Consider the following 13,175-nt stretch of genomic DNA (forward strand, 5'->3'; position numbering starts at 1 on the left):
GTCCGATCGCTGCTGAGCCTTGTTCCGGCGCGAAACCTCTGCAATTTTTCCGCGCCATACGTTAAGAACGCATGGCGCGCGGCTTTTCCGCCGGGCGACCTGACATCGCTCATTCGGGCGGAAAAAGCGGCGCCGCGATGCTGGTTCAGCTCTCCATCCGCAACATCGTCCTGATCGACCGGCTCGACATGAGTTTTTCCGGCGGCCTCAGCGTGCTGACCGGCGAGACCGGCGCCGGCAAATCGATCCTGCTCGATTCCTTCTCCCTCGCTCTTGGCGCGCGCGGCGACGGCTCCCTCGTCCGCGAGGGCGAGGCACAGGGCCAGGTGACCGCAGCCTTCGATCTGACGCCGGACCATCCCGCCCTGAAGGCGGCGAACGCGCAGGACATCGAGACCGACGGCTCTCTCATCTTGCGCCGCGTCCAGCTCGCGGACGGGCGCACGCGGGCCTTCGTCAACGACCAGCGCGTCACCTCGCAGGCGCTGCGCCTCGTCACCCGCGAACTGGTCGAGATCCACGGGCAGCATGATGACCGCGCCATGGTCGATTCGACGACGCACCGCGCGCTGATCGACGCCTATGGCGGGCTCGAGCCGCAATTGCGCCGGGCGCGCGCCGCGCATGTCAGATGGCGCGATCTGTCGGCGGAAAAAGCCCGCGAGGAGATTCGCATCGCCAAGGCGCGCGCGGACGCCGATTATCTGCGCCACGCCTTTGCGGAACTCGACAAACTCAGCCCGGAACCCGGCGAGGAGGAGGCGCTCGCGGCGCGCCGCACCTTGATGATGCAATCGGAGAAGGTCGCGGCCGATCTCCGCGACGCCTATGAGTCTGTCGCAGGCGATCATTCGCCGATGTCCGCGCTCTCGGCCGCGCTGCGCCGGCTGCAGCGGCGAGAGGCGCAGGCGCCGCAGCTGATCGAGCCGCCGGCGCAGGCGCTGGACGCGGTCCTGACCGCGCTGGACCTCGCCGGCGAGGCGCTGGCCCAGGCGCTGCGCGAGGCCGACTATGACCCGCGCGAACTGGAGCAGGTCGAGGAGCGCCTGTTCGCCCTCCGCGCCGCGAGCCGCAAATATACCGCTCCCGTCGACGCCTTGCCCAAGCTTGCGGAAAATTTCGCGACAGCGCTCGGGGAGCTGGACGCCGGCGAGGCGCGGCTTGAAGGTTTGACCAGGGATGTGGCGCTCGCGGAAGCCGATTACGGGAAGGCTGCCAAAGAGCTGTCGGCCGCGCGGAAAACCGCGGCGAGCGCGCTCGATCGCGCCGTCAACGCCGAACTCGCGCCGCTGAAACTCGAAGGCGCGCTTTTTTCGACCGCGATCTGCCCCGAGGCGGCGGCCCCCGAGGGGATCGACGCGGTCGAATTCTGGGTTCAGACCAATCCCGGCACGCGGCCCGGGCCGCTGTTGAAAATCGCCTCCGGCGGCGAACTCGCGCGCTTCATGCTGGCCTTGAAGGTCGTGCTCGCCGAACGAGGGTCGGCGCCGACCCTCGTTTTCGACGAGATCGACACCGGCGTCGGCGGGGCGGTGGCCGACGCCATCGGCCAGAGGCTCGAGCGGCTTGGCCGCCGCGTGCAGGTGCTCGCCGTCACCCATGCGCCGCAGGTCGCGGCCAAGGCGGAAAGCCATTTCCGCATCGCCAAGGACGCTGCCGAGCCCGGCCGCGTGGCGACGCGCGTCACGGCGCTGGCGGCGGAGGCAAGGCGCGAGGAAGTCGCGCGCATGCTGGCCGGCGCGACCATCACCAATGAGGCCCGTGCCGCGGCCGCAAAGCTGATGCAGCGCGCGAAGTGATTTTTGCTTGGCGTTGAATGACGCGACGAGCTTCTTCGAACGCGTTCGCTAATTCGGGTCGAGGAGTCCCAAAATCATCGTGATCAGAGGGTCTTCGCTCTGGCGAAGGCTTTGCCTCCAACGGTTTCAGCCTGTTTGACGAAGTCGACGAACATCCCGTCGATCATCGCCCTGACGTCCTCGGGCGCGCGATCGGGAGTTCCCGCGTCATAGGGGGGCTGCGGGGCATATTCCGAAAGAAGCTGCACGGCTTGGGCATAGGTCTTGTCCCGCATGAGGCTGACCAGCGTCAGGCCGAAGTCAATGCCGGCGGTGACGCCGCCCCCGGTCATCCGGTTGCGGTCCAGAACGACCCGCCCGTCTGTCGGGATGGCCCCGAAAGTCGCCAGCGCCGGCTTTGCCGCCCAATGCGATGTCGCCTTGTAGCCTTCGAGAAGCCCCGCTGCGCCGAGAAGCAGCGAGCCCGTGCATACAGAGGTCACATATTTCGCCCGGGCGCCGCGGTCCTTCAGAAAGCGCAGCGTGGCGTCGTCCTGCATGGCGGCGAGCGTGCCCGATGAGCCGCCCGGCACACAGACGACATCGAGGTCTAGAGGACAATCATCGAAGCTCCGGGTTGGCGTGAACACCAGGCCCGTGTCGCTTTGCACCGGGTCTTTCGTCCTGGCGACGGCATAGGTCGCAGCTCCCATCAGATTGGCCAGCATATATTGCGGGCCAACCATGTCGAGAGCGGTAAATTGAGGATAGATAAGGAAGGCGATCTGCTCCTTGCCCATCCAGGACGCCGGCATCGCCGACATGTCATGCACGGCGCCCTGGGTTGAGGCGGATGGCCCGCCTCCCTCCTGCGCATGGCCCTTCCCGCCGCCAAGAAAGGCGAGAAGACCGGCGAAACCCAGCGCTCGCCTTGAGATTTCCATCAGGGACTCCTCATTTGAACTTCCATGAGACCTTGCCGTAAACGCCCCTGGCGTCGCCCGTCGCGACGCGGCCGCCATAGTAATTATACGGCACATAATATTGCTCGCCGGTCAGGTTCTTGACCGTGACGGACGCTGCAAAATTATCTTTCTGATAGCTGAGAGTGGCGTCGACGGTGAAATAGGCGTTGGTCCGGTACAGATTGGCAAGGTCGACATAGGCGCCCGATGCGGCATAGACGCCGGCCCCGAGGCTCCAGCCTTGAAGCGGACCATCGAAGCTATAATTGACCCAGAGACGACCTGAATGGGGCGGCACGATATTGAGCGTGCTTCCCGCCGGGGCTGTGCCGGGAATGTCGTTCAAAAGGATGGCGTTGATGTAGGAATAATTGGCCAGCACTTTCCAGTGGCTGTCTGGCTGCCACAGAAGGTCTGTTTCAACGCCGCGGGAACGCTGTTTTCCGATGCCCTCATAGGCGACGCCGGTGAAAACCGGCACGCCGGTGCGGTTGATATCGAACACGGCGGCCGAGCCGGTAAAGCCGTAGCCTAGATCGAATTTGGCGCCTGCCTCGACCTGCTCGGACCGCTCTGGCGTCGGAGCGCCGACATAAATAGTGAACGGATTGCCCTTGAGGCCCTGGCTATAGCTGGCGAAGACGGAAAAGCCGCCGACAATGTCGATCACCGCTCCAGCGCGCGGAAGAATGGCGCTGGCGTCGGCATTCTGTAAAGTCCGGGACGTAGTCGATCCGTTCTCGATCTGAAGATTTGCCACCCGCAGTCCGCCAAGCAGATGGATGCGCTCCCATGCTGTCGTCTGAAGCTGCGCATAGCCGCCAGCCGTAAGATAGGTATTGTCGCCGCCCGCGATCAGATTGGCGTTATTGACGCCCGGCCCCGGCTCGACAAAAGATGGAAACGCGGGATTGAGCAGATTCACGTAGCCCAGCGTGAAAATGTCGTTGAGATCGCCGTACATATAGCCCGTGTCCGTCACGCGGCTGTAATCGGCGCCAAGCAGCAGTTTGTTTTCAGTCGGCCCGACGTTGAATTTCAACAGTGAGCTTGCCGCCAGCGTGACTTCTTTCTGCTGCTGGTAGAGCGCCATGTTCATTATATTCCAGTAGGCGACGGGCAAAGCCGGCGAGTTGCCGGCAAAATCGAACCCGCTTGTAAAATTCTGCGCCAGCTCCTTGAATTCAGTGTTGCTGACCCGGGCCTGGACATTCGTGGACCAGACTTCGTTAAAGCTGTGATCGAAATTGGCTGTGACGCTTTGGACTCGCGAATAGGACTTCGGAATATCCGAGGGGCCGGCAAACAGATCCGGATTCAGCCTGAAAGGCCCTGTCACCGTGCCCGTGGCGGGCAGGCCCTGATATTCCTGCTGCTCCCAGCTCGTGACGCGTCCCTGCAGCGTGAGGGTCGTATCCGACTTGTTGGTGAAGGTCAGCGTCGGATTGAACGAATAGCGATTCGTCTCGATCACATCGATGAAAGAGTTCGCAGAAGTATATTCTCCGGTTATGCGGAACAAGACGGTTCCGTCCTGGGTGATCGGCGTATTGATGTCGAAGTAGGGCTGCAGAAAGGTGAAACTGCCGAAGCTCATACCCATTTCGGCGAAGGCCTTATCGGTGGGAAGCTTGGAGACGAGATTGACCACGCCTCCGAGGGGGGCACCGGCGCCGCCGCCATAAAGAATGGCGTTTGGCCCCTTCAGCACTTCGATGCGTTCGACATTGACGAGAGAGTCACGGTCGCCGCCATTGTAGAAAGTGGTCAACCCGTCAACCCAGTGATCGGCGGGAAAGCCCCTGATATAGGTGGAGTTAAACGCCGGCGTCTGCAGCACATTGGTGCCGACGACGCCGCTGACGTTTCGAAGCGCCTCCGTCACCGAAAGGCTGTCCTGATCGTCAATAAGCGATCGGGGAATGACCTGGATGGATTGAGGGATTTCGTTGATTGGCGTGTTTGTGCGGGTGGCGCTCTCGGCTGTCAGCGCGCGATAGCCCTGGACCGGGCCGGCCGTTGTCTGTTCGACCGGAGGCCCGGCGACGTTCTGGCTGTCGGCGCCAGTCTCGGCTGGCTGCACGATGACGGTCGGCAAGGTGTCGGACTGCGCATAGCTGGCCGAGGGAATGGAAGCAAAAGTTGCGGATGCCGCGCATAGCATGCGGAGCGCATGAGACATGGAAATCTCCCACGAGATAAAGACTGCAATCGGCTGTGAGGTCAGACGGTTGCCGTTCTCGGGGGGCCTTGTGACGAACGGGGCTCGCGACGTTCGGCGATTGATACGCCCGACGCGATGAAACTCGGCTTTCGGCTATGAATCGCCGTTGGGAAATTGATCGAGAAATCGCCCGGAAAGAGCGGCGCAAGCGAGGCCAGCGCGCAGAAGACGCAGGCCGAATGGTGGTGAAAAATTCGAGAGTTGTCCGGGACGCCAGCGGGGGATGATTCAATTCCGCGGCAGATCGGAAACGACGTCAATGCGTCCTCAAACGCCATGCTTCCGGCGATGACGCCGAGGAGAAGCGCCTGCAGGACGATCAGCTGCGCAATGGAAACACTGACCACCCTACGCCAAGTCGATTTTCCTGGCTTGAACCGCCTCATAGTCTCGTGTTTCTTGAACGCGCTGCACCTTAACGTCAGGATTGCATATCCTGCCTCAACTGTCGTGTGGCTGAAGCTTGACGCGAGATCCGCGCTTGCTTTCCGTCGGCTCGATCCGGGGCCATAAACACGTATTATTCCAATTTGTTAGAGTGCAATATGGGCGGCAGGATACGCAAATTTCAGCTTATTCCTCTGTAAGACTTCCGGCTTGTGTGGCTATTCGGTTACGCTTCAATGTTAAGCAACAGCGCTGAACGGCGTCTGTCTTTCTCTACCCGGTCGGTTCATCGGCCACTTAGTCCAGCGCGCCGATAGCGGGCCGTCAATTTGAGATGCCATTATAAGATAAAGTCCCACGGTTCCGTTTCCCACTGCAGCGCGCCTCATGCTAATTCTGCCGCGATGAAACTCGCAAAGCCCCCATCGGCGATGACGCTCGCGCAGGCTAAGCGCGAACATACGCGGCTCGGCGCCGAGATTGCGGCGCATGACGCGCGCTATTATCGCGAGGACGCGCCGACGATTTCGGACGCGGAATATGATCGGCTGCGCCTCCGCTACGGCGAGCTTGAGAGCGCCTTTCCTGAACTCGCGAGCCCGGATTCGCTCACCAAAAAAGTCGGCGCCGCGCCTTCGGAAAAATTCGCGAAGGTCCGTCACAAGGTCCCGATGCTCTCGCTCGGCAATGTGTTCAGCGAGGAGGAAGTCGAGGATTTTGTCGCGCGCGTCCGGCGCTTTCTTGGCCTCCCCGCTGAGGCGCCCCTGGCGATCACCGCCGAGCCGAAAATCGACGGGCTTTCTTGCTCGCTGCGCTTCGAGAAGGGCCAATTGGTTCAGGCGGCGACGCGCGGCGACGGCTTTGAGGGCGAGGATGTTGCTGCCAATGTGCGGACCATCGCCGAGATTCCCGCACGCCTCAAGGGGGAGCCGCCCGAAGTCCTCGAAGTGCGCGGCGAAGTCTATATGACCCACGCCGATTTCGCCGCGCTCAATGCGCGTCAGGCCGAGGCCGGCAAAACGCTGTTCGCCAATCCGCGCAACGCCGCGGCGGGTTCGCTGCGCCAACTCGATCCAAACATCACCAAAGGCCGGCCGCTGCATTTCTTTGCCTATGCCTGGGGCGAAATTCTTCCCCGTCCGCCAGCCGACACGCAAATGGGCATGGTCGCGGCGTTCAAATCCTACGGGCTGCCGGTCAATCCGCTGATGGTTCTTTGCCATTCGGCCGAAGAGCTCATCGCCAAATATCGCTCGATCGAGGAGAGGCGCGCCGCGCTCGGCTATGACATCGACGGCGTGGTCTACAAGGTTGATTCTGTTGTGCTTCAGGAGCGGCTTGGCTTTGTGTCGCGCTCGCCGCGCTGGGCCGTTGCGCATAAATTCCCGGCCGAACAGGCGACCACCATTTTGCGCGACATTGAAATCCAGGTCGGCCGCACCGGCGCGCTGACGCCGGTGGCGCGGCTCGATCCCGTGACCGTCGGCGGCGTCACGGTCGCCAACGCGACGCTGCACAATGAGGACGAGATCGCGCGCAAGGATGTGCGCATCGGCGATACAGTGAAGATCCAGCGCGCCGGCGACGTCATTCCGCAGGTGCTCGGCGTCGTCCTGGATAAGCGCCCGGCCGCGGCGAAGCCTTATGTGTTTCCCGATCATTGTCCGATCTGCGGCTCGGCCGCGATCCGCGAGATCGACGAAAAAACCGGCGTCGCCGACGTCGTGCGCCGCTGCACCGGCGGCCTCATTTGCGCGGCGCAGGCAGTCGAGCGCCTGAAACATTTCGCCTCGCGCAATGCGCTCGATATCGAAGGACTGGGCGACAAGCAGATCGAGCAGTTTTATCACGACGGGCTGATTACGAAGCCTGCCGATATTTTCACGCTCGAAGCGCGCGACAAAGCCTCGCTCAAGAAACTCAAGGACCGCGAGGGCTATGGCGAGACCTCGACCCGCAATCTGTTCCGCGCGATCGAGCAGCGCCGCGCGCCGCCGCTGAACCGCTTCATCTTTGCGCTCGGCATCCGCCATGTTGGCGAGACCAATGCGCGCCGCCTCGCGCGCCATTTCGGCTCCTTCGCCGCGCTGCGCGAGACCGGCCGGGCGGCTGCCCCGGGGTCCGAGGCCCGCGCGGAAATCAACAATATCGAAGGGGTCGGCGAAGTCGTCGCCGAGGCGGTCGCGGATTTTTTCGCCGAGCCGCACAATGAGGAAGCGCTCGACGCGCTGCTCGCCCATGTGATCCCGCAGCCGATGGAGGAGATCGTCTTCGACACCCCCGTCGCCGGCAAGACGGTGGTGTTCACCGGCGCGCTGGAGCGCATGACGCGCGACGAGGCCAAGGCCATGGCGGAGCGGTTGGGCGCCAAGGTCGCCGCCTCCGTGTCGAAGAAGACCGACCTCGTGGTGGCCGGACCGGGGGCGGGATCCAAACTCGCCAAGGCGGCGGAGCTTGGGGTGGAGACGATCAGCGAAGAGGACTGGCTGAAGCTGGTGGGGCGGGCGTAGGTCCGAACTCGACGAGGGCTTGTGCAACCCATTTGGGAAAAGCCGCGCCGGCGCACGCCGGTTCGCGATTGTCTCGACAAGCTGCGTCCGCGGCTTATCATCGCAGTCGAATCTTCCTCACTTTTGGCGACTAACCCCATCCATGATCGGAAAAATTGCACTCGAGGAGCATTTCGTGTCGGAAGACGCGAAGGCCTATCTGCCGGCGCTCGGGGTGAGGCCCGAAGTCCAGAAAAGGATCGATGACGGTCTGACCGACGTCGAGAACTATCGGCTTGCGGACATGGACGCGCATGGCGTCGAAATTCAGCTCGTGTCGTTGACCGCGGACGGCGTCCAGATGGAGCCTGATCGCGACAAGGCGACGAGGATCGCCAGCCGCGCCAATGATGAACTCGCGGAGCGCTTTGTCGCCAGACATCCGACGCGCTTTGCGGGCTTTGCCGCCGTCGCGCTTCAGGACCCGAAAGCTGCGGCGGATGAACTCGAACGCGCGGTCAGGCAGCTGGGTTTTGTCGGCGCGCTTGCGAATGGCTTCAGCAATGTCGGCGATCGCGATACCGGCGAATATTATGATCTGCGCAAGTTTCTGCCGTTCTGGGAGCGGGTCGATGATCTCGGGGTTCCATTCTACCTGCACCCGCGCAGTCCGCTCGACTCGCAGCAGATGATCTATGACGGCCACAAGGAGCTCCTTGGCCCAGCCTGGGCCTTTGGAGTCGAAACAGCGACCCACGCGCTGCGGCTGATCACAAGCGGGCTGTTCGATCGGTTCCCCAAGCTGACGGTCGTCATTGGCCATCTTGGCGAAGGCCTTGTTCCCATGATGTGGCGTTTTCAGAATCGCTTCGACTACGCTTCGTTCGGAAGAAGGCTTCAAAAGCCGGTCGCGCAATATCTCAAGGATAATTTCTACATCACCACCAGCGGCAATTTTCATACGCCGAGTTTGTTGAACGTCATCACGGAAGTCGGCGCCGATCGCGTGATGTTTGCGATCGACTATCCCTATGAGCGGACGGACCAGGCGGTTGAATGGTTCGATCATTGTGCGATCAGCGAAGAAGACCGCCAGAAAATCGGACGCCTGAATGCGATGCGGCTGTTCAAACTCGGTCCTGCGTGCCAGCGAGCCGGTTGGGTCTCGGAAGACAATCTAGGCGCGATCACCGCGTGATATGAAAGATCATGGGAGATCCGCGTGACAGAAAAGTCCGATCGCAGCCGCAATCCGTCACGGCGCGCTGTCGTCGCGTCTGGCGCCGGCCTGATCGGCGCCAATCTTCTGCCCGGCGCCGCCAGCGCTGACGCGCCGGTGGTTGAGACGTCTGCCTTGCCTCTCGTCGCGCCGGACTCGCCCCCGGGCGGCTACAATATTCTGTTCATACTGGTCGATCAGGAGCATTTCTTCGAGGACTGGCCGATGCCCGTTCCCGGCCGGGAATGGATCAAGACGAACGGCGTCACCTTCGCCAATCATCAGGCGGCGTCCTGCGTCTGCTCGCCGGCACGGTCGACGATCTACACTGGACTGCATATTCAGCACACGGGCATTTTCGACAACGCCAATTCGCTGTGGCAGGCGGATATGTCGACGGCGGTGAAGACCATCGGTCATCGCATGAGCGAGCTTGGCTATTATGCGACCTATCAGGGCAAATGGCACCTTAGCGTCAATCTCGATCAGGCCAAGCACGCCATCGACGCGCCGTTCAGCAAATACAGGGAGATCATCGAGAGCTACGGTTTCAAGGATTTCTTCGGCGTCGGAGATATCAACGACACGACGCTTGGCGGCTATAATTTTGACGACACCACCTCGGCTTTCGTCACGCGCTGGCTGCGCACCAAGGGCGAAGAGCTGAGGGAGGCGGGCAAGCCCTGGTATCTTGCGGTCAATTTCGTCAATCCGCATGACGTCATGTATGTCAATTCAGATCTCCCCGGCGAAACCGTTCAGAGCAAGAACACGGCGATGTCGATCGCCCGGCCGCCCGCCGACGCAATCTATCAGGCGGAGTGGGATACGCCCTTGCCGGCGACGAGAGGCCAGGCGTTCGATGCGCCGGGGCGCCCGCCCGCGCAGAAAATCTATCAGGAAGTCCAGGACGTTCTGGTTGGCGCATGGCCGGACGAAGATCGCCGCTGGCGGCTGCTGCGAAACTATTACTACAACTGCATCCGCGACTGCGATCAGCAGGTGGTCCGCGTCCTTGATTCACTCAAAGCCAACGGCATGGACAAGAACACGATCATCGTGTTCACCGCGGATCATGGCGAACTCGGCGGCAATCATCAGATGCGCGGCAAGGGCAATTCCGCCTACAGGCAACAGAACCATTTGCCATTGATGATCGTCCATCCCGCCTATCCGGGCGGGCGGACCTGCAAGGCTGTGACCTCGCAGGTCGATTTGACGCCGACGCTGATGGCTTTGACCGGCGCCGGCGCGGCGAGCCTTGGAACGGCGGGCGCGGGTCTTGTCGGCCGCGATTTCTCGAAGCTCTTGACCGCGCCGGAGAAGGCGGGCTTCGAGTCCCTGCGGCCGGGGTCACTGTACAATTACAACATGCTGTCGTTTCAGGATGCGAAATGGGCTCTCAAAATGGACGTTTTTTTGAAGCGCTCGGACATGCCGATGGCGCAAAAAATCGCGACGCTGTTGAAAGAGGAGCCGGATTTCCACAATCGCTGCGCGATCCGCAGCGTCTTCGACGGGCGCTACCGCTTTAGCCGCTATTTCTCGCCGTTGGCTTTCAACACGCCGGCGCGTCTTGAGGATCTTTTCGCTAAAAACGACCTCGAACTCTATGATCTTCAGGAGGACGAAGAAGAGGTCAATAATCTGGCGGCGAACCCGAAGACCAACGCCGATTTGATTATGGCGATGAATGAAAAGCTCAACGCCCGGATCGCGGAAGAAGTTGGCGCGGACGAGGGCGCCTTCTTGCCATTGCGGGACGGCAAGTGGCGTTTCCCGAGCGCCAGCGAGCGGTAGGGACCAGCCATTTGATGGTTTGGCCGGCGCGGGCTCAAGCCGCCGGAGCGGCTAAAACGGGTCAAGCGCGGAGAAATTCGGCCCGCGCGCGTGGCGCGGACCGTTTCGCACTGCAGAGCGCAGTATGCGCCGCAGGCTACATAATCGCCTGTCCCGACCCGTAGTAGTCGTCAACCCGCTTTCCGTAGCCGGTCGACCAGTCGGGCGACTCATTTGCCGCAAACGCCGGGCCTTCCTTCAGACGCTCTGCGGCGACATTGACGACGTAGCCGCCCATCTGTTCGTCATAATGAAGAACGTTCCAGGGAAGGGGATGATAATCCTCGCCGATGCCGAGGAAGCCGCCAAAAGACATTACGGCGTAGGCTACCCTTCCGGATTGCTTGTCGATCATGACGTCATGGATAGATCCCAGGGAGTCGCCGGCTGAATTGTAGACATTCGTGCCGTTGACTTTGCTGGCTGCGATCAAACTGGCCGTTTCCGACTCGGCGAGATCGGTCCGCGGCGTGTCAAACTGTCCCATATTGCCTCCATCTTGTTGGTCGTTCGATGGAAGGCGAACGGACGCGCGACGAAATCGTTCGCGCCGCGCTCTAGCGTGTTCGGAAGTTTTTTTGCAGGCCCGCTGCCTATCTTCGCGGCTTGAGCGCATGCAAACGAATAGTCTGCGCTTGCGCCGACAATGCGCGAGGCGGGGCGGTTTACCGCCCCGCCTTCTCAATTTCCGGAAGCAGAGTCTTGGCGACATCGGCCTCCGAAATCGGGCCGACAAACCGATAGGCCACGGTTCCGTCGCCCTTGATCACAAAAGTTTCCGGAACGCCATAGACGCCGAGGTCGATCGCCGTGCGGCCTTTCTCGTCGGCGCCGATCGTCGCGTAAGGATTGCCGAGCTTGCCAAGAAAAGTCCGGACATTGTCCGGCGCGTCCTTATAGGCGAGGCCGACGAGGCGCACGCCCTGATCCTTCAGCGCCGCATTGTCGGCGATGCGCGTCAGCACCGGATGCTCTTCGCGGCAGGGCACGCACCAGGAGGCGAACACATTGAGGACGGTGACATGCCCCTGCCGCAGATCGGCGTCGCTAAAGCCGTCGGCGCGGGGAAGGCCCTGGACGCCGGGCAGGGCGAAGGCTGGAACCTGCCGTCCGACAAGGGCAGAGGGCAGGCGCGAGGCGTCGCCTGCAAACAGCCGCAGCAAGAACAGCCCGGTGAGCGCGGCGAACAAAAGCAGCGGCAGGAACACCAGCCATGAGCGCCGTTTCCTGGGCGCGACCGTGGGATGATCGGTCGACGTCATTGCGCGGGACGCTCGGGATCGTTAGCGCGCTGAGGAAAGCGCGCCAGCGCCCGCTTCAAACTGGCATAATCGATGAGGATGGACAGGATCATCGCGCCGATGACGACAAAGCCGAGGGCGTAGGCTGCGACGATGTAGAGGAAATGCGGGTCCTGCGTCATCGCGCCGTCCCGAGCGAGGCGGGCGCGGAAAATTCGCTGCGATCGGCGTCCGCCGTCTGGATGGACAGCCGCCGCAGGCGCCGGCGCAAAATTTCATTGCGGATCGCCATGATATGCAGCGTCAAAAACAGCAGAGTGAACGCCAGCGCCATGACGAGCAGCGGCCAAAGCATCGAGCCCGCGATCGCCGGCCCGCCGAGCCGGAACACGGAGGCCGGCTGGTGCAGCGTGTTCCACCAATCGACCGAGAATTTGATGATCGGAATATTGACCGCGCCGACGAGGGTGAAAATGGCCGCCGCCCGCGCCGCCTTGCCGGGATCCTCGATCGTGCGCCAGAGCGCGACAAGGGCGAGATAGATCAGGAACAGCACGAGCACGGAGGTCAGCCGCGCGTCCCAGACCCACCAGGCGCCCCACATCGGCTTGCCCCACAGCGAGCCGGTGACGAGACAAAGAAAAGTGAAGCCCGCGCCGAGCGGCGCCGCGGCCTTTTGCGCCGCGTCGGCGAGCGGATGGCGCCAGACCAGACTGCCAAGCGCGGCGAAGGTCATCGTCACATAGATGAACATCGACAGCCAGGCGGCAGGCACATGCAGATACATGATGCGGACGGTTTCGCCCTGCTGATAATCGGCCGGCGCGACGAACCATGCGAGATAAAGGCCAACACCCAAAAGCGCGCCCGTCAGCGTGGCGAGTATCGGCGTCGCGACGCGGGCCGCCGCCAGGAAGTTTGTCGGATTGGCGTAATTCCGCATGTCTTTCCATCGCACTGGCGCGATCAGGCGGATTAGCCATCCCGGACGATCGCGAGGAACTCTCTATTCCGCCCTCTCTCGAAACGCAAT

At 62.1% G+C, this 13,175-nt stretch carries 10 protein-coding genes; 4 read left to right on the plus strand and 6 right to left on the minus strand.

What is annotated here, in order from left to right; genetic code table 11:
- The first annotated feature begins 137 nt into the window (after window positions 1-137).
- Window positions 138-1,799 (plus strand): DNA repair protein RecN, encoded by a 1,662-nt coding sequence (gene recN, locus CR492_RS01235; RefSeq protein ID WP_102842325.1) that lies wholly within the window; start codon window positions 138-140, stop codon window positions 1,797-1,799.
- Between the two features lie 83 nt (window positions 1,800-1,882).
- On the opposite strand, the gene CR492_RS01240 is transcribed toward recN, so the two are convergent.
- Window positions 1,883-2,722: a DJ-1/PfpI family protein gene (locus CR492_RS01240; protein ID WP_102841884.1), complete on the minus strand. Its 840-nt coding sequence runs from the start codon at window positions 2,720-2,722 to the stop codon at window positions 1,883-1,885.
- Between the two features lie 10 nt (window positions 2,723-2,732).
- A complete protein-coding gene (locus CR492_RS01245) occupies window positions 2,733-4,925 on the minus strand; it encodes a TonB-dependent siderophore receptor (protein ID WP_102841885.1) in 2,193 nt (730 codons plus the stop codon).
- Window positions 4,926-5,785: 860 nt separating this feature from the next.
- Between CR492_RS01245 and ligA the strand changes: the two genes are divergently transcribed.
- The 3 genes from ligA (at window position 5,786) to CR492_RS01265 (ending at window position 10,862) form a co-directional block, all read left to right on the plus strand.
- Window positions 5,786-7,864 (plus strand): NAD-dependent DNA ligase LigA, encoded by a 2,079-nt coding sequence (gene ligA, locus CR492_RS01255; RefSeq protein ID WP_245411921.1) that lies wholly within the window; start codon window positions 5,786-5,788, stop codon window positions 7,862-7,864.
- Window positions 7,865-8,006: 142 nt separating this feature from the next.
- Window positions 8,007-9,041, plus strand: coding sequence for an amidohydrolase family protein (locus CR492_RS01260; protein ID WP_102841888.1), 1,035 nt, complete (start codon window positions 8,007-8,009; stop codon window positions 9,039-9,041).
- Between the two features lie 24 nt (window positions 9,042-9,065).
- Window positions 9,066-10,862: a sulfatase-like hydrolase/transferase gene (locus CR492_RS01265; RefSeq protein WP_102841889.1), complete on the plus strand. Its 1,797-nt coding sequence runs from the start codon at window positions 9,066-9,068 to the stop codon at window positions 10,860-10,862.
- Window positions 10,863-10,998: 136 nt separating this feature from the next.
- On the opposite strand, the gene CR492_RS01270 is transcribed toward CR492_RS01265, so the two are convergent.
- The 4 genes from CR492_RS01270 to CR492_RS01285 all read right to left on the minus strand — a co-directional run bounded on the left by CR492_RS01270 (window position 10,999) and on the right by CR492_RS01285 (window position 13,085).
- On the minus strand, window positions 10,999-11,388 hold the full coding sequence (locus CR492_RS01270; RefSeq protein WP_102841890.1) for a PRC-barrel domain-containing protein: 390 nt from the start codon (window positions 11,386-11,388) through the stop codon (window positions 10,999-11,001).
- A gap of 178 nt (window positions 11,389-11,566) precedes the next feature.
- Complete coding sequence (locus tag CR492_RS01275) at window positions 11,567-12,163, minus strand: DsbE family thiol:disulfide interchange protein (RefSeq protein ID WP_102841891.1); 597 nt, start codon at window positions 12,161-12,163, stop codon at window positions 11,567-11,569.
- Window positions 12,160-12,324, minus strand: a complete 165-nt coding sequence (gene ccmD, locus CR492_RS01280; RefSeq protein ID WP_102841892.1) for a heme exporter protein CcmD — start codon at window positions 12,322-12,324, stop codon at window positions 12,160-12,162. Before ccmD ends, CR492_RS01275 begins: the two co-directional genes overlap by 4 nt.
- Entirely contained in the window at window positions 12,321-13,085 is a 765-nt protein-coding gene (locus tag CR492_RS01285; RefSeq protein ID WP_102841893.1) for a heme ABC transporter permease, read from the minus strand. The genes ccmD and CR492_RS01285 overlap by 4 nt, the downstream gene beginning before the upstream one ends.
- Window positions 13,086-13,175 lie beyond the last annotated feature (90 nt).

The organism is Methylocella silvestris (assembly GCF_002891535.1).
Classification (GTDB): Bacteria; Pseudomonadota; Alphaproteobacteria; order Rhizobiales; family Beijerinckiaceae; genus Methylocapsa; species Methylocapsa silvestris_A.